The 16650-nt window shown below is 56.2% G+C and carries 14 protein-coding genes and 2 pseudogenes; 11 read left to right on the top strand and 5 right to left on the bottom strand.

All coding sequences use genetic code 11. The annotated features are described in order from the left end of the window. Positions 1–40: 40 nt before the first annotated feature. Positions 41–853 carry a pyrroline-5-carboxylate reductase gene (gene proC, locus AC07U6_RS17035; RefSeq protein ID WP_494761723.1) on the bottom strand — a complete coding sequence of 271 codons (813 nt, stop codon included), beginning with the start codon at positions 851–853 and terminating at the stop codon, positions 41–43. Between the two features lie 202 nt (positions 854–1055). On the opposite strand from proC, the gene AC07U6_RS17030 reads away from it, so the two are divergent. The 5 genes and pseudogenes from AC07U6_RS17030 (at position 1056) to ppnP (ending at position 3333) form a co-directional block, all read left to right on the top strand. After that, the gene (locus tag AC07U6_RS17030) at positions 1056–1511 is read left to right on the top strand and encodes a YaiI/YqxD family protein (RefSeq protein WP_494761724.1); all 456 of its coding nucleotides are present in this window, start codon (positions 1056–1058) and stop codon (positions 1509–1511) included. 168 nt (positions 1512–1679) lie between these two features. After that, positions 1680–2204 carry a shikimate kinase AroL gene (aroL, locus tag AC07U6_RS17025; protein WP_494761725.1) on the top strand — a complete coding sequence of 175 codons (525 nt, stop codon included), beginning with the start codon at positions 1680–1682 and terminating at the stop codon, positions 2202–2204. A gap of 156 nt (positions 2205–2360) precedes the next feature. Next, a complete protein-coding gene (locus tag AC07U6_RS17020; protein ID WP_494761726.1) occupies positions 2361–2552 on the top strand; it encodes a YaiA family protein in 192 nt (63 codons plus the stop codon). 179 nt (positions 2553–2731) lie between these two features. Beyond that, positions 2732–2950: pseudogene (locus tag AC07U6_RS17015) on the top strand (AroM family protein); the annotation flags it as partial. A gap of 92 nt (positions 2951–3042) precedes the next feature. Then, positions 3043–3333, top strand: a complete 291-nt coding sequence (gene ppnP, locus AC07U6_RS17010) for a pyrimidine/purine nucleoside phosphorylase (protein WP_494761727.1) — start codon at positions 3043–3045, stop codon at positions 3331–3333. Between the two features lie 49 nt (positions 3334–3382). On the opposite strand, the gene rdgC is transcribed toward ppnP, so the two are convergent. Continuing rightward, positions 3383–4294 (bottom strand): recombination-associated protein RdgC, encoded by a 912-nt coding sequence (rdgC, locus tag AC07U6_RS17005; protein ID WP_105590754.1) that lies wholly within the window; start codon positions 4292–4294, stop codon positions 3383–3385. A gap of 145 nt (positions 4295–4439) precedes the next feature. On the opposite strand from rdgC, the gene mak reads away from it, so the two are divergent. After that, on the top strand, positions 4440–5345 hold the full coding sequence (gene mak / locus AC07U6_RS17000) for a fructokinase (protein ID WP_494761728.1): 906 nt from the start codon (positions 4440–4442) through the stop codon (positions 5343–5345). A gap of 65 nt (positions 5346–5410) precedes the next feature. On the opposite strand, the pseudogene AC07U6_RS16995 reads toward mak, so the two are convergent. The 3 genes and pseudogenes from AC07U6_RS16995 to sbcD form a co-directional block, all read right to left on the bottom strand. Beyond that, positions 5411–5611: pseudogene (locus AC07U6_RS16995) on the bottom strand (hypothetical protein); the annotation flags it as partial. Between the two features lie 173 nt (positions 5612–5784). After that, positions 5785–9168: an SbcC/MukB-like Walker B domain-containing protein gene (locus tag AC07U6_RS16990; RefSeq protein WP_494761729.1), complete on the bottom strand. Its 3384-nt coding sequence runs from the start codon at positions 9166–9168 to the stop codon at positions 5785–5787. Continuing rightward, the gene (gene sbcD, locus AC07U6_RS16985; RefSeq protein ID WP_494761730.1) at positions 9165–10385 is read right to left on the bottom strand and encodes an exonuclease subunit SbcD; all 1221 of its coding nucleotides are present in this window, start codon (positions 10383–10385) and stop codon (positions 9165–9167) included. The genes AC07U6_RS16990 and sbcD overlap by 4 nt, the downstream gene beginning before the upstream one ends. 218 nt (positions 10386–10603) lie before the next feature. On the opposite strand from sbcD, the gene phoB reads away from it, so the two are divergent. The 5 genes from phoB (at position 10604) to brnQ (ending at position 16613) form a co-directional block, all read left to right on the top strand. Beyond that, positions 10604–11293 carry a phosphate response regulator transcription factor PhoB gene (gene phoB / locus AC07U6_RS16980; RefSeq protein ID WP_105590763.1) on the top strand — a complete coding sequence of 230 codons (690 nt, stop codon included), beginning with the start codon at positions 10604–10606 and terminating at the stop codon, positions 11291–11293. A 23-nt stretch (positions 11294–11316) separates the two neighbouring features. After that, positions 11317–12630, top strand: a complete 1314-nt coding sequence (gene phoR, locus AC07U6_RS16975) for a phosphate regulon sensor histidine kinase PhoR (RefSeq protein ID WP_494761731.1) — start codon at positions 11317–11319, stop codon at positions 12628–12630. Positions 12631–12648: 18 nt separating this feature from the next. Continuing rightward, entirely contained in the window at positions 12649–13572 is a 924-nt protein-coding gene (locus AC07U6_RS16970) for a PstS family phosphate ABC transporter substrate-binding protein (RefSeq protein WP_494761732.1), read from the top strand. Between the two features lie 209 nt (positions 13573–13781). Continuing rightward, on the top strand, positions 13782–14882 hold the full coding sequence (locus AC07U6_RS16965; RefSeq protein WP_494761733.1) for a cobalamin-independent methionine synthase II family protein: 1101 nt from the start codon (positions 13782–13784) through the stop codon (positions 14880–14882). 408 nt (positions 14883–15290) lie between these two features. Further along, positions 15291–16613 (top strand): branched-chain amino acid transport system II carrier protein, encoded by a 1323-nt coding sequence (gene brnQ, locus AC07U6_RS16960; RefSeq protein ID WP_494761734.1) that lies wholly within the window; start codon positions 15291–15293, stop codon positions 16611–16613. Positions 16614–16650 lie beyond the last annotated feature (37 nt).

The raw sequence follows: 16650 nt of genomic DNA, 5'->3' as shown, positions 1-16650 counted from the left end.
TGGTTACTCGCCTTAGTTCTTGTGAACAACAGACAGTGAATTACGCCCGGCTCATTCGATCTGATTTAGCCATGCACTGCTGCATGGCTTCGATCACGGCGGCACGGAAACCTTTCTCTTCCAGCACTTTTACCGCTTCGATAGTGGTACCGCCGGGAGAGCAAACCATATCTTTCAGCTCTCCGGGATGCTTACCGGTCTCCAGTACCATCTGTGCGGAGCCTTTTACCGCCTGCGCGGCAAAACGGTAGGCCTGCGCGCGCGGCATTCCGCCCAGCACCGCCGCATCCGCCATCGCTTCAATAAACATAAACACGTAGGCCGGTGCCGACCCGCTTACACCAACAACGGAATGGATCAGATATTCCGGCACCAGTTCGGCTTTGCCAAAGCCGTTGAAAATCTCCACAACTTCTTTTGCTTCCTCATGGGAAACCAGCACGTTTGGCGTTACCGAGGTCATGCCTTCGTTGACCAGGGACGGGGTATTGGGCATTACGCGGATAATTTTACGGTCGTGGCCCAGCACGCTGGCCAGCGAGTCGAGCGTTACGCCAGCGGCGATAGATACCACCACGCTCTCTTTATTCAGGCTGTTGGCGACGTCCTTAAGTACGTTGAGGATCACGTTTGGTTTCACCGCACCAAACAGAATATCGGCCTCACGGGCGACTTCTTCTGCGCTTTCGGCCGGGGTAATGCCATACTGCTCCTGCATCATTTTATTGGTTGCCGGCTTGCGGTCGTAAACCCAGATATTCTCAGACGTGACCTGCCCGGCCGCGACCAGACCTGCAATGATAGCTTTCGACATGTTGCCGCAGCCAATAAAACCGATTTTCTTGTCCACCATATTCTCCCTGCGAGTTCGGTAAAAAAAGTGTGCGCTTATCTCATCCCTCCACCTTAACGCAGCTTTGGGCAGGCTTAAACCGAAAGGTTTTGACAGGGCACAGTACATGCTTATTAAGTGGTCGTAGCAGATTAAGTTTGCCATTCCGCAAAAGAATGGGAAGATCGCCATTATTATCAATTTTCAATCTAAGGAAGTGGTGATGCCAATTTGGGTCGATGCCGATGCATGTCCGAAAGTGATCAAAGAAGTGCTGTACCGCGCGGCGGATCGTGAGCAGGTGATGGTAACGCTGGTGGCGAATCAGTCGCTCAGCGTACCGCCGTCGCGTTTTCTTCGCACGCTGCGGGTTGCTGCGGGTTTTGACGTCGCCGACAATGAAATTGTCCAGCGCGCAGAAGCGGGCGATTTGGTGATTACCGCCGATATCCCCCTGGCGGCGGAAGTGATGGAAAAAGGCGCCGTGGCACTCAACCCTCGCGGCGAACGCTATAGCGAAGCGACCATCCGTGAGCGCCTGACGATGCGTGATTTTATGGATACCATGCGGGCCAGCGGCGTGCAGACCGGCGGGCCGTCAACGCTCAATCAGCGCGATCGGCAGGCTTTCGCCAACGAGCTGGACAAATGGTTACAGCAGCAGAAAAAGGCAAAATAAGCCTGGTGTAATTTATTTTTTACAGTTAAATTTTTTTAAATTCAGTTGGTTGAATTGAAAGGTGCCTGGCCTGACTGTAAATAAAACGTTACTGGTAGCCCCGGCAGAAAATGTCCGGTATTATGCCCGGCATTGTTCATTCTTCCGCTTTGTTAGGAAAGTCCTGCTATGTCATTACCCATCTATCTCATCGGCGCTCGCGGCTGCGGGAAAACTACCGTTGGCCAGGCTTTGGCTGCGGCACTGGGTTATGACTTTTGCGATACCGACTATTATCTGCAGCAGGTTAGCGGTAAGACCGTGGCAGAAATTGTAGCGGAAGAGGGATGGCCGGGTTTTCGCAGCCGTGAGTCTACCTCGTTAATTGCCGTTACCGCGCCCGGCAAGGTGATTGCCACCGGTGGCGGTATGATTCTGGCTGCCGAGAATTGCCAGTTTATGCACGACAACGGGCACGTTATTTATCTCAACGCGCCGGCTGAAATTCTCGCCTCGCGGCTGGAAGCCTACCCTGAAAATGCGCAGCGCCCGACGCTAACCGGTCGTCCTATCGCTGAAGAAATGGCCGAGGTACTTGCGGCCCGCGACCAGCTCTACCGCCAGGCAGCCCATCATATTGTTGATGCGATGCAGTCCCCGGAAGCTGTTGTACAGCAGATTGTTAACGCGCTTTCTCTGGCTCAGGCCAGCTGAATTCCTCCTGGCGTCGGGCTTACGGATAATTTTGTATCTCCCCATGCAAAGCGATAAGTGGCTGATAATGTCTATAATTAAGTCAGGTCCTGATACGGATCTGATTTGGTAGAAATCTCTGCCACCTGAGTTGCTAACCACAGGAGGGAATGTGATGTGCCAGGAAAACCACCCTATCCACGGCATGCCTCGGTTGTGCCGGTGAACAAGGGCGCACCCGACAACACCGTCATCTGGTACGAACTGCGTGCCGATCATCCTAAGCCCGACACCCTGATCAGTGAGCACGAAACCGAACAGGAAGCACTGGATGCCAAAGCGCGATACGAAGATCGCTCCAAAGAGTAAGCGCCGGGCAGGGATGCTGTATTACGTTTTCTTCATCTTCCATTTTTAACCGAAGAGTAATTTCTACTTAGTCGCTTCGACGGCAGCGTAATACTCTGTCGTTAAAGCCTGTTTCACTGCAATATTTTATCTTACTGATGCTTTCCAACAGGAATGTTTTCCCTCCGCGTGGTTAAGCCACTACCCGTGTTTTTGCCGCTGCCAGCCCGGAGCATCCTGATGAGGAACTGTTGATCGATGCGGCGCTGTCGTTGCAGGAGCAGGGGGCCGATGTGGTAGTGCTCGACAGTATTGCCTACCAGCAGCGGCATCGTGATTTTTTACAGAAACTGTTAGGGATACCCGTGCTGTTGCCAAACGTACTGGTGGCCAGGCTGGCGGCGGAGCTGCTGCTGTAAAGGCCACCCAGACCGGTGAAAAAGCGTGACAGTTCGGTAAAAATGCCTCTATATTGCCTGCTTACCTTTGTATCTGATTTTAAGGAATTTATATGCTCAACGTTAGTGAGTATTTTGGCGGTAAAGTGAAGTCCATTGGTTTTGACAGCGCCAGCACCGGCCGCGCCAGTGTAGGCGTCATGGCGGAAGGTGAATACACCTTTGGTACCGCACAGGCGGAAGAAATGACCGTAGTAAGTGGCTCGCTGAAAGTGCTGCTGCCGGGCGAAGTGGAGTGGAAATACTATCAGCCGGGTGACGTGTTCAATGTACCGGGTCACAGCGAGTTTCATCTTCAGGTTGCCGAGCCCTCTGCTTATCTGTGCCGCTATCTGAAAGATTAATCTGCGAAATCCAGCAAAAGGCGCGCTACGGCGCGCCTTTTGCTATCCGCTAGCGCTGGGCTTCGCCGCCTAATGCTTCAACGGTATTGCTAATCAGCGCGGCCAGTTCACCGGTCATCAGAATAAAATCAGCATCGAAGCGACCGGAAACATCTTCCCGATCGATATCGTCATTCTGCTCACGCAGCGTATCGGCGAATTTCAGACGCTTGAGTGAGCCGTCATCCGACAGCACGAACTGAATGCGTTCCTGCCAGTCAAGTGCCAGTTTGGTCACCAGTTTGCCGGCTTCAATATGGTTAGCGATCTCATCACACACCAGATCCTGTTTCTTACAGCGGATTACGCCGCCGTCTTCCAGAATCGCTTTCAGTTCGGCTTCATCCATCAGCGCAAATCCGGCAGGCAGATCGCCTGAGCGTACCCATTCGGTCATTGTCAGCTCAATCGGGCTTTCCAGCGTCAGCGGCACCACCGGCAGCGAACCGAGGCTTTTTCGCAGCAGGGCAAGCGTGTCTTCGGCTTTTTTCGCACTGGCACAGTCAACCATGATCAGGTTGTTCACCGTGTCGATCCACAGCCAGGTCTGGCTGAAGCGGCTGAAGGCGCGCGGCAGCAGGCTGTGCAGAACTTCATCCTTCAGCGAGTCTTTTTCGGTTTTTTTCAGCTTGCGCGACTGTTCGTGTTCCAGCTTGCTGATTTTGGCTTCCAGCGCCTGTTTAATCACCGGAGAAGGCAGAATTTTCTCTTCTTTGCGGGCGCAGATCAGGATCTGACCGTTGGTGACGTGAGTCAGCGCGTCGCTGCGCGGGCCGATGGGGGAAACCCAGCCGGTTTTTGCCATATCCTGACTGCCGCAGGGGGTGAAAGAGAAGGCATCGAGCTGTTTTTCCATCTCGTCTGCCGCCAGTGGGATCTCGCGATTAAGACGATAAACCATCAAATTTTTAAACCACAGCATGGTGCATTCCCTCTCAGGGCGCGTAAATGGCGCGCAAGTTCAAAGTCAGCGCGCATGATAACGAATCAGCGACGGGGTTTCATTGCCTTTCAGCCTTTCGCCTTCTAAGGTAATGATCTGAACGTTAAATTATAAGGAATAATGGGTGCGTATCGGTATCGATTTGGGTGGCACGAAAACAGAAGTGATTGCGCTGTCAGACCAGGGTGAAGAGCTGTATCGCTACCGCGTTCCTACGCCGCGTAACGACTATGAGCAGACGCTGGCTACTATCACCGATCTGGTGAAGCGGGCGGAAGCGGCCACGGGACAGCGGGGAACGGTAGGGATGGGCATTCCAGGCACGCTGTCACCGGTGACCGGACTGGTTAAAAACGCCAACTCCACCTGGCTGAACGGCAGGCCGCTGGATAAAGATTTACAGCGTTTGCTCGGGCGTGAAGTTCGTATTGCCAATGATGCGAACTGCCTGGCGGTTTCCGAAGCGGTGGACGGCGCTGCCGCCGGGATGCAGACGGTCTTTGCGGTGATTATTGGCACCGGCTGCGGTGCGGGCGTGGCGCTGAACGGCCAGGCGCACAGCGGTGGTAACGGCAACGCCGGAGAATGGGGGCATAATCCGCTACCGTGGATGGATGAGGACGAGCTGAACTATCGCCGTGAAGTGCCCTGCTACTGCGGCAAAGCGGGCTGCATCGAAACCTTTATTTCCGGAACCGGTTTTGCCACCGACTACCAGCGGCTCAGCGGTATCGACCGCAAAGGTGCGGAGATTATTCAGCAGATCGAGCAGCAAGACCCTGTAGCGGAGCTGGTGATGAGCCGCTATGAACTGCGACTGGCGAAATCACTGGCGCACGTGGTGAATATTCTTGACCCGGATATGATCGTGCTGGGCGGCGGCATGAGTAATGTCAGCAGGTTGTATCAGACGGTACCGCAGCTGGTGAAAAACTGGGTATTCGGCGGCGAGTTTGCCACCCCGATTCGCCGGGCGGTGCACGGTGACTCCAGCGGTGTGCGCGGAGCGGCGTGGCTGTGGCCGCTGTAAGCTCTTTCCCGGCGTTGCTAAAGAAAACGGGCACGGCCGTCGCGATGATGGCTGTGCCCGGATGGCTAAGGTCTGCCTGAGCAGAACGACGGATTTAAGGGGTGTTCGCCCTGTAGCATGACATCACGCGGTGCGTTATCGCGCAGGCTTTTGGTCACCAGGAACCAGATGTAGGTCACCGCCATCAAGCCAACGAAAACGGCGCCGATCAGCGGGTTAAACCACAGCATGGCAATCAGGCAGACAACGGCCAGTACCAGCGCAACACCTTCGTTACAGGGAAAACTGAGCCTGCTGTGTCGTTCAGAGAACGCGACCTTTTTGCTACAGGCCGCTGGAAAACGCTATGCCCTGCGGCTGCACCGCGCGCCTTCCGGCAGTTGGGGAAGTTTACTGCCCGCCAGCAGCAGCCATTCCAGCACCAATCCACCAGTGAGACTTACTCCGTCGGCGTTTCCAGCCGGCTGTAACCAAGGCCGTTAATCTTACGTACCCGAATCTGTACGGGAATACGCTCCTTCATCGCCTCAACGTGGCTGATCACCCCGATGGTTTTTCCACTGGCGTTCAATGCATCCAGCGCATCCAGCGCGCTGTCGAGCGTCTCGGCATCCAGCGTGCCGAATCCCTCATCAAGGAACAGCGATTCAATGCGCGTTTTATGGCTGACAAGGTCGGAAAGCGCCAGCGCCAGCGCCAGGCTGACCAGGAAGCTCTCGCCGCCGGACAGCGTGCGCGTGTCGCGGCGGGCATCCGCTTGCCAGGTGTCCACTACCTCCAGCTCCAGTACTTCCTGCGTTTTGCGCTGTAGCAGGTAGCGGCCGTGCAGGCGGTTGAGCTGATTGTTTGCCAGCCATACCAGGTGATCGAGCGTCAACCCCTGGGCAAACCGGCGGAATTTATCACCATCGCGTGAACCGATCAGCTGATTCAGATACGCCCAGTCCTCCACCCGCTGCTCGTTCTCAGCGATTTGTGCCAGCAGGGATTGCAGCGTCTGGCGACGAGAAGCATCGTAGTTCAGTTGCTGGCGAAGTTGCCCCTGCAAACCGGCGTTTTCTCGCAGCTGGCGGCTCAGCTCCGCCACGCTGGCGGCCAGCGCCTCACGCACGCTGAGGTTTTCCTGGCCGTTAAGCAAACCGCTGTCCTGCTGGTGACTGCCCCTCTCTTCACACTCCTTCAGCCGCGCCGCCAGCGCCAGCAGCTGACCCTCCAGCGATTGATGCTGGCCAAGTAGGGTACTGGTGAGATCCTGCTGCTGCTGCCAGAGCTGCTGATGGCGGCGGGTGGCGGCCGCGAACTCGGCGGCCTGCTCGCGAAGTTGCTGCTGAACATGGGGGATAACGCGATCGCCAAATAGCTGCTGCCGCTGCTGCTGGCAGTGAGTCAATGCCTGTTGCTGCTCGCTGATGCGCTGATTTTGTGCGTTCAGCTGTGCCTGCTGCTGCGTCAGCTCCTCGTCCAGTACCTGCTGGCGGCTGCTCAGGGTTGCCAGCTCCGGTATCAGCTGCATCAGCACGGCGGCGTTCTGCTGCCACTGCTGCCAGTGCTGTTCACGCAGCTGTAGCCAACCGTGATAGTCGCCATCTTCCGGCAGCGCCAGTTCCAGCGGCAGCAGGCTTTCAGCCAGCTCGCTGCGCTGTTGGGCAGCCTGCTGTTCTTCCTGTACCAGCTGTTGACGCTGTTCCTCCAGCTGACGGCTGGCGGAATCGTGCTGCTGCTGATGAAGCTGCGTTTGCTGCTGCTGCGTTTGCATCGCCTGCTGCTGCTGGTAGAGATGTTCTTTCTGCTGCTGGCAGTGGCGCTCCGCCTGCTCAAGCGCATTCAGCTGCTGCTGCTGTTTCTGCTCCCGCTGCTCCTGTTCTTGCAGCCAGGCCGTGACCTGCTCTCCGTCGTCAGGGCTGAAGGTCAGCCCCAGCGCCTGCACCGCATCTTGCCATCGGTGCTCCAGCTGGGCTGCCTGCTCGTCGGCCTCCTGTCGATCCTGCTTCAGCCGTTCTGCCTGCCGCTGCCACTGCTTCAGCTGTTCGGCACAGGCGCTGCCACGCTCTTTTAATTCCTGTTCCTGCCGTTCTAATTCCGCCAGCCGCTGCTGCGTTTCCGACAGCTGCAGCGCCTGATATTCCGCGACGGCAGGATGATCGGCTGAACCGCACAGCGGGCAGGGGTGACCCGGCTCCAGGCGGGCACGATGTTCTTCAAGGCTGGCGATGCGTTGCTCCAGATCCCGGCGCGCCTTAACATCCTGCAAATGCTGGTTTTTCTCTTTCCAGCTGGTGCGTAGCGTAAGTAACTGTTCACTAGTCTGCGTTATTTCACGCGCCAGCTGCTGGTCATCCTGCTGCAGTCGGCTGCGCCGGGTGGTTAACAGCTGCCATTGTGGTTGTAGCGTAGCCAGCTGCTGGCGCTGTGGGCGCTGGTGGGAAAACTGTTCCAGCCCGCTGCGCAGGGATTCGGCAGAATGCTGCTGTTGCAGGGGGGTAAGTGCCTGCTCGGCTTTCTCCAGCGCCTGCTGCGCCCCGGTCAGCTGCTGTTGGAGTGGAATAGCCTGCTGAACGAGCCGTTGGCGGTCCAGATCCAGCTGGTGCAAATCCTGCTGCTGACGCTTTACGCGCAGGCGTAGCGCAGAGAGTGATTGATCACTTTTTTCCTGCTGCTGGAAGCGTTCACGCCATAGCGGTAAGGATTCGCCATATTGCGCGAAACGGGGATGCCCATCTCGCCACTGCTGTAACTGCTGCTGCTGCGCCAGTTTATCCTGCTGGATTTGCTGGTTTTTTATCCGTTCCTGCTGGCGGGCCTGATAAGACAGTTGGTGCTTACTTCGCTCCAGATCCAGCTGCTTCAATTGATCGCCCAGCGTGCTCAGCTGATGATCGAGCGGGAGCACGTGCTCGGCAATCAGCGTTTCCTGCGCCAGCCGCTGAGCCTGATGTTGCTCTTCCGCCTGCTGTGCCTGCTGCTGCTGCTGTGCGGCATTGGTCAGGGTTTCCTGAGACTGCCGCAGCTGTTCGGTCAGCTGTTGTTGCTGTTGAACGAGGTTATTTCGGTCCTGCTGTAGCTGCTCCAGCTGCTGCCATTCCTGAAGCTGCTGCTGCTGATGCTGCTGTTGCGAAGTGAGTACCTGCTCATCTGCAACCAGCTGCGCCATGCGGTCGCTGAATTCCTGCTGCTGCTCGTCGCTCAGCAAATCCATCCCTGATACCTGTGTGCGCATGCCGTCGAGTTCGGCTTTGGCCAGCTTGTGGCGCTCAAAAACCTGCGCCGACAGCCGACCGTAGATTTCAGTGCCGGTCAGCTCTTCCAGTAGTTCGGCACGTTTGTTGGCATCGGCATTCAGGAAGGCGGCAAACTGCCCCTGCGACAGCATCATGGATTTGGTAAAGCGCTCGAAGTCCAGCCCGGTGAGACTGGCAATCATTTCCAGCTTATCTTTCACTTTATCGGCGACAATCTGGTTATCTTCGCAGCGCGCCAGCTCCACGCGCGGGGCCTGAAGATTACCGTCGGCGGCACCGCGCGCGCGGTTCTGGCTCCAGAAGGCGCGCCAGGCTACACCCTTTACCTCGAACTCCACTTCCGCCAAGCATTCCGCCGTATCGCGGGTCATCAGATCGTTTTGCGACTGAGTGATGCTCTTCAGGCGGGGAGTTTCGTGGTACAGCGCAAGGCAAATGGCGTCCAGCAGAGTGGTTTTCCCGGCACCAGTGGGCCCGGTGATGGCAAACAGCCCGTTGCTGGCAAAAGGTTCGGCGCTGAAGTCGATTTTCCATTCGCCCTTCAGCGAGTTCAGATTCTTAAAACGTAAGGTTAAAATTTTCACGGCTGTTCCTCATGGCGTACCGCTTCCAGCGTTTGCGCAAACAGGGCTTCAGCACGCGCCAGCCGCTCCGGTTCGCCTTCTTCCAGCGCCAGACGGCGGGCAAACACCTCTTCCACGCTGAGTTCGCTGAGGGTTTCATTGTTTTGCCGGGCGATAACGCGTTCGCGCTGCTCGCGACTGCGGCGGAGCAACACGACTTCCACCGGCAGATCTTCGGTCAGCTGCTGAATACGGCGCTGAAGTTCGCTGAGCCAGTCGTCGGTGACGATCTCAATATCCAGCCAGATTAATTTTTCCTGCGGGTCCGGCTCCAGCGCCGCCAGCTGCGCTTCAATCTCCTCAAGCGAGCCTTTGATCATCCGCATCGGCTGGAACAGCGGGATTGCGAGCGGGGTAACCTGGCTGAGCGCGCCATCGGCAAAATCCACCACAAACACGCTTTTTTCTTTGCCCAGCTCATCAAAACTGAGTGGAATCGGCGAGCCGCTATAGCGAATGTGCTCGCTGTTAGCCACGCGCTGGGCGCGGTGGATATGGCCGAGCGCAATATAGTCTGCAGGCGGGAAGGCGTCGGCCGGGAAAGCATCCAGCGTGCCGATGTAGATATCGCGCATCGCGTCGCTTTTGGTCACGCCCATGGTAGTCAGATGCCCGGTGGCGATCACCGGCAGCGTCAGATTCAGGGCCGCCCGCTGCGCCAGCGCCTCCTGCCAGCAGCGTTGATAGTGGTCGGTAATCGCCTCCAGCAGGGTTTGCTGCTTGTCGCGACCCGACTGGCCGCTCTGGCTGCGCATAATGTCACGTGGGCGCAGGAACGGAATGGCGCACAGCATCGCCCCTGGTTGACCGTCACGCGTGTTCAGTACCAGCACCTGGTCGCGGATATCGTCACTGGCGGCGGCGATCACTCGGGTATTAAGGCAAGCCAGCAACTCACGTGATTCATTCAATGTCGCCACCGAATCATGATTGCCGCCCAGCACCACCAGCTGGCAGCCGGTCTGCTGTAAATTCACCACGAAGCGGTTATACAGCTCGCGGGCATAGCTTGGCGGCGATCCGGTATCAAAAATATCACCGGCGACTATAATCGCATCAGCCTGCTGCGCTTCTGCCTGCTCCAGCAGCCAGTCAAGAAAGGACTGATGTTCAGCCGCCCGGCTTTTGGTATAGAAAAACTGCCCGAGATGCCAGTCGGCGGTATGAATGATGCGCATGTCACTCCCTGCATAGCCTGATGATGTTGCGGGGGATTATAAACGCTGTTGCTGTTAACGGGGTAAGTGAATGCCTGCGGTAAGGTTGAAATCATCCGCGCTGCTTTTTCGCTATGCTCCCAATTTCGGGGGTGTTTTTTTCATAAAATTGTCATAAAACTGACGCATAATGACGCCGCATATCCCCGTGACAGCCTGTCACATTAGCAGGAGCAATAATGGCTAAGCGTATTTTGGTAGTTGAAGATGAAGCCCCAATCCGCGAGATGTTGTGTTTCGTTCTTGAACAAAACGACTATCAACCCATTGAAGCTGAGGATTACGACAGCGCGGTTAGCCTGCTGATTGAACCCTGGCCGGATTTGATTCTGCTTGACTGGATGCTGCCGGGCGGCTCCGGTATTCAGTTTATTAAGCATCTGAAGCGCGAAGCGATGACCCGCGATATTCCGGTGATGATGTTAACGGCGCGCGGTGAAGAAGAAGATCGCGTACGTGGCCTGGAAGTCGGGGCCGATGACTATATTACCAAGCCGTTCTCGCCGAAGGAGCTGATGGCGCGCATCAAAGCAGTTATGCGTCGTATCTCGCCAATGGCGGTAGAAGAGGTGATTGAGATGCAGGGGCTGAGCCTCGACCCGTCCTCTCACCGCGTGATGTCGGATACCCAACCGCTTGAAATGGGGCCGACCGAATACAAGCTGCTGCATTTCTTTATGACTCACCCGGAACGTGTTTACAGCCGCGAACAGTTGCTAAACCACGTCTGGGGAACTAACGTTTACGTCGAAGACCGTACCGTTGACGTGCATATTCGTCGCCTGCGTAAAGCCTTAGAGCTGACCGGGCACGATCGCATGGTACAAACCGTTCGTGGAACAGGTTATCGTTTCTCTGCACGCTACTGATCGTTCGCACTGGAGTCTGAACCGTGTTGGAACGCCTCTCCTGGAAGAGATTATTTCTGGAGCTGCTGCTCGCCAGCCTGCCCGCGCTTCTGCTCGGGCTGCTGATCGGGTATCTGCCCTGGCTGCTGTTAGTCTCAGTACTCTGCGTGCTGGGTTTCCACTTCAATAATTTACTTCGCCTTTCCCACTGGCTGTGGGTTGATCGCAGCATGACTCCGCCAAGCGGACGGGGCAGTTGGGAGCCGCTGTTTTATGGGTTGTATCAGATGCAGGCGCGTAATCGCCGCCGCCGCCGCGAGCTGGGGCATCTGATTAAACGCTTTCGCAGCGGCGCGGAATCGCTGCCCGATGCGGTGATCCTCACCACCGAAGAAGGGACGATTTTCTGGTGTAACGGCCTGGCCCAGCAGATGCTGGCGCTGCGCTGGCCGGAGGATAACGGCCAGAATATCCTTAACCTGCTCCGCTATCCTGAGTTCACCCGCTATCTTCGCCAGCGCGATTTCAGCCGCCCACTGACGCTGGTGCTGAATAATCACCGCCATATTGAGTTCCGCGTGATGCCCTATAGCGAAGGGCAGTGGCTGATGGTGGCCCGTGACGTTACCCAGATGCATCAGCTGGAGGGTGCACGGCGTAACTTCTTTGCCAACGTGAGCCATGAACTGCGCACGCCGCTCACCGTTTTGCAGGGCTATCTGGAGATGATGAATGATTCTGTGCTGGAGGGCAGCGTGCGCGATAAGGCGCTGAACACCATGCAGGAGCAGACCCGGCGGATGGATAGTCTGGTGAAGCAGCTGCTGACGCTGTCGCGCATTGAAGCCGCACCGGCGCTGAATATGCAGGAAAAAGTGGATGTGCCCAGAATGTTGCGCATTTTGCAGCGTGAGGCGGAAACCCTCAGTAACGGCCGCCATGAGATCCACTTCCACACCGACCCCCATCTGCGTGTGTACGGTAATGATGAGCAACTGCACAGCGCTATCTCTAATCTGGTGTATAACGCGGTAAACCACACCCCGGAAGGAACATGTATCGATATCAGCTGGCTGCGCAATAGCCAGGGCGCGCAGTTTAAGGTGCGGGATAACGGTCCTGGCATTGCCGCCGAGCATATTCCGCGCCTGACCGAGCGATTCTATCGGGTGGATAAGGCACGTTCCCGTCAGACCGGCGGCAGCGGGCTGGGGCTGGCGATAGTTAAACACGCGCTGAGCCACCATAATGCCCGGTTGGATATCACCAGCGAGCCGAATAAAGAAACCTGTTTTAGCTTCCAGCTGCCGCCGAGGTTGATTGTCAGCGTCGAACTGGTTGAGAATGCGGTTCGCTAATCTGACGGGTTTCTTGCTATGAAAAAGCTGATGGGGCTGGCGTTGCTGCTGTTTACTTCTCTTGCTCCGGCCCGCGAGGGGATGCTGGCGGGGAATTTATCCAGCGTCGGTTCTGATACGTTGGGCAACCTGATGGCGCTGTGGGGCGAGAGCTTTAACCGGCAATATCCGGGGATCAACGTTCAGATCCAGGCGGCGGGATCGTCCACGGCGCCAACCGCGCTGGCGGCCGGTGCTGCGCAGCTTGGGGCGATGAGCCGCCCGATGCAGGCCTCTGAGCGGCAGCTGTTTGAGGGCAGCTATGGCTATCCGCCGCTGGCGGTACCGGTGGCGATGGACGCGCTGGTGGTGGTGGTGAATCAGGATAATCCGCTGCCAGGGCTGAATGTGCAGCAGCTGGACGCTATTTTTTCCATTACCCGCCGCTGCGGGACGCGGAAAGTGCCGGTGACCTGGGGCGATTTACAGCTGACGCAACCGGGCTGGCCCGAGCGTGGCCTTCAACGCTTCGGCCGTAATTCCGCTTCCGGCACCTGGGGTTTCTTTAAACAGCAGGCGTTGTGCAACGGTGATTTCCGCAAAGATGTTGGTGAGTATCCCGGTTCGGCGGCGGTGGTACAGGCAGTGGCCGGTACGCTGAACAGCATTGGCTACGCCAGCGCGGGGTTTCATGTTAGCGGCGTGAAAACGGTGCCCGTGGCCCGCAGCGGCAGCGATTGGATATCCCCAACGCCGGAAAATATTCGTAGCGGGCTCTATCCTTACGCCCGCCCGCTCTATATTTACGTCAATAAAGCCCCCGGCAAGCCGCTGGAGCCGCTGACCGTGGCATTCCTGCGTCTGGCGCTGTCGCCGGACGGTCAAAAGCTGGTTACGCAGGCCGGTTATCTGCCGCTTTCGCAGCAGCAGCGCGAGCATGCGCTGAGCCTGCTGGAACCCTGATCCTCTTTTTACCTGTCTTAATCGCAGTTGCTCCTCATGAGGAAAATGAATTTTTTTCAACTGCAATGAATTTTCCTCGTTTGCCGCTGCCTGTTTCTCATGACACTCTTAATACCAGACATGTAGACATCCAGACGTCTAAGGGTGGCCGGTAGTAATTATTACTACCCTAAATTATGCGCCGGATGGCAGGCCAGGAGTAACCGACTATGACAACATCTACCCATTATCGCGCCGAAGTGGTTGGCAGCTTTCTGCGCCCGGCGGCCATCAAGCAGGCACGTAAACAGTTTGAAGCCGATGACATTGACGCCGCCGCGCTGCGCCGCATTGAAGATGCTGAAATCCGTAAGGTAGTAGAACTACAGCGTGAAGCGGGCCTGAAGGTGGTGACCGACGGCGAATTCCGCCGTGCCTGGTGGCATTTTGATTTCTTTGACGGCCTGGACGGCGTGAAGCGTTACGAAGCCGAGCAGGGCATTCAGTTTAATGGCGTGCAGACTAAAGCACGTGGCGTGAAAGTGACCGGTAAACTGGGCTTCAGCAATCACCCGATGCTGGAGGATTTTCGTTTCCTGCAGAGTATTAGCGGCGATGCCGTGGCGAAAATGACGATTCCCAGCCCAAGCGTGCTGCACTTCCGCGGCGGCCGTAAGGTGATTGATGCCAACGTCTATCCCGATTTGAAAGACTATTTTGACGATCTGGCGCAGACTTACAAAGATGCGATTAAAGCATTCTACGATGCCGGGTGTCGCTATCTGCAGCTGGATGATACCGTCTGGGCCTACCTCTGCTCCGACGATCAGAAGCGTGAAATTCGCGAGCGCGGCGACAACCCGGAAGAGCTGGCGCAGACCTATGCCCGCGTGCTGAATAAAGCGCTGGAGGGTAAGCCGGACGATCTGATTGTTGGGCTGCATGTTTGCCGTGGAAACTTCCGCTCAACATGGATCTCGGAAGGTGGCTATGAGCCGGTAGCGGAGATTCTGTTTGGCGGCGTTAATATTGATAATTTCTTCCTGGAATACGATAACGAACGCTCCGGTGGCTTTGAGCCGCTGCGCTTTATCAAGCCGGGCAATCAGCAGGTGGTACTGGGCCTGATCACCACCAAAACTGGCGAACTGGAAGATGCGGCTACGGTGGAGCTGCGGATTAAAGAAGCGTCGCAGTACGTCAGCCTGGATCAGATTTGCCTCAGTCCGCAGTGCGGTTTTGCCTCGACCGAAGAGGGCAACAGCCTGACGGAAGAGCAGCAGTGGGCCAAACTGCGCCTGGTGGTAGATATCGCCAACTGCATCTGGTAAGCCGTTATCCCCTGTCATTTTGTGTATAAGGCGCGCTTTTACGCGCCTTTTGTGCATCAATTGCAGGTAAAATGCAGAAAATAACGCCGGGTCGAATAAAAAAGATACAAATCATGTAACGCGATATTTATGTTAACTAATGATATGCACTGCCTGTTATTGTTTTTGCACTATAAACTACTGCTTTTTAGATCTTGTATTGCCTTTCTCTGCTATAAACGTTTTACTTATCTCCGTTTTTTCATCATCCCCCTGCATATAGAAAATAAACAGCTCAGATTCGCTGCCCGTCCGGCTCATACAAAGTGGTTTTCACTACATTAGCTTGATTTCGCAACGTTTACAGGGCGACACAGGGGATAAATGTGACATCATGATTCAATACCAGTACAGGCAACACCGTTCCTTATGACGCATCGTTTAACTCCAAAAGATATTCTGGCGCTGGGCTTTATGACTTTTGCCCTGTTCGTAGGTGCCGGAAACATTATTTTCCCACCGATGGTGGGTATCCAGTCCGGCGAATTTGTCTGGACCGCAGCAATCGGCTTCCTGATTACCGCCGTGGGCCTACCGGTGATTACCGTCATTGCACTGGCGCGCGTCGGTGGCGGTATTGATGCCCTCAGCTCGCCAATCGGCAAAGCGGCCGGCATGGCGCTGGCAACGGTCTGCTATCTGGCCGTGGGGCCACTGTTTGCCACTCCGCGTACTGCCACCGTCTCGTTCGAAGTGGGTATCGCGCCGCTGACCGGTGACGGCGCACTGCCGCTGCTGGTGTACAGCCTGATCTACTTTGCTCTGGTGATTGGCATTTCTCTTTATCCTGGCAAACTGCTGGATACCGTGGGCCACGTGCTGGCACCACTGAAAATTGTTGCGCTGACCATCCTGGGCCTTGCGGCACTGCTGTGGCCCGCCGGCGGTCTTGCTCCGGCTACCCATGACTATCAGCGTGCGGCATTCTCCAGCGGCTTTGTAAACGGCTATCTGACGATGGATACGCTGGGTGCACTGGTATTTGGTATTGTTATCGTCAACGCCGCGCGTTCACGCGGTATCGATAACGCTAAGCTGCTGACTCGCTATACGGTCATCGCCGGTTTGATCGCCGGTGTTGGCCTGACGCTGGTTTATCTGAGCCTGTTCAAGCTGGGTTCAGACAGCGCATCGATTGTCGATCAGCAGGCTAACGGTGCCGCGATTCTGCATGCCTATGTGCAGCACACCTTTGGTGGAATGGGCAGTTTCTTCCTGGCCGCGCTGATTTTTGTTGCCTGCATCGTAACGGCGGTTGGCCTGACCTGCGCCTGCGCGGAGTTCTTTGAAGGCCAGCTGCCTTTAACCTACCGCCAGCTGGTGTTTATTCTTGGCCTGTTCTCCATGGTGGTGTCTAACCTGGGTCTGAGCCACCTGATTCAGTTCTCTATTCCAGTGCTGACGGCGATTTATCCGCCGTGCATTGTACTGGTTCTGTTAAATTTCACCCTGAAGTGGTGGTGCAAAAGTAGCCGAATCATCGTTTTACCGATGTTAGTGAGCCTGATTTTCGGTATTATTGACGCCATCAAAACCACGGAATTTAAGGCATTGCTGCCTGGGTTTGCCCAAAATCTGCCGCTGGCGGATCAGGGACTGGCATGGTTGCCACCTTCACTGGTGATGCTGGTATTGGTAGCCGTATACGATCGCGTGTCAGGCCACCAGTCGGTTACTGCGCATCAGCAATAAGCGTTGTAAAACTCTCCCTTACCTCACCCGGTAAGGG

It is taken from the genome of Erwinia sp. GW821-FHT03D09 (genome assembly GCF_059420805.1).
This window is presented reverse-complemented; position numbering and strand designations above follow the sequence as displayed.

What these genes read in the sequence shown, in the direction of transcription:
- proC (WP_494761723.1), bottom strand. Translation starts at nt 853, where the DNA reads ATGGTGGACAAGAAAATCGGTTTTATTGGCTGCGGCAACATGTCGAAA.
- AC07U6_RS17030 (WP_494761724.1), top strand. Translation starts at nt 1,056, where the DNA reads ATGCCAATTTGGGTCGATGCCGATGCATGTCCGAAAGTGATCAAAGAA.
- aroL (WP_494761725.1), top strand. Translation starts at nt 1,680, where the DNA reads ATGTCATTACCCATCTATCTCATCGGCGCTCGCGGCTGCGGGAAAACT.
- ppnP (WP_494761727.1), top strand. Translation starts at nt 3,043, where the DNA reads ATGCTCAACGTTAGTGAGTATTTTGGCGGTAAAGTGAAGTCCATTGGT.
- rdgC (WP_105590754.1), bottom strand. Translation starts at nt 4,294, where the DNA reads ATGCTGTGGTTTAAAAATTTGATGGTTTATCGTCTTAATCGCGAGATC.
- sbcD (WP_494761730.1), bottom strand. Translation starts at nt 10,385, where the DNA reads ATGCGCATCATTCATACCGCCGACTGGCATCTCGGGCAGTTTTTCTAT.
- phoB (WP_105590763.1), top strand. Translation starts at nt 10,604, where the DNA reads ATGGCTAAGCGTATTTTGGTAGTTGAAGATGAAGCCCCAATCCGCGAG.
- AC07U6_RS16970 (WP_494761732.1), top strand. Translation starts at nt 12,649, where the DNA reads ATGAAAAAGCTGATGGGGCTGGCGTTGCTGCTGTTTACTTCTCTTGCT.
- AC07U6_RS16965 (WP_494761733.1), top strand. Translation starts at nt 13,782, where the DNA reads ATGACAACATCTACCCATTATCGCGCCGAAGTGGTTGGCAGCTTTCTG.
- brnQ (WP_494761734.1), top strand. Translation starts at nt 15,291, where the DNA reads ATGACGCATCGTTTAACTCCAAAAGATATTCTGGCGCTGGGCTTTATG.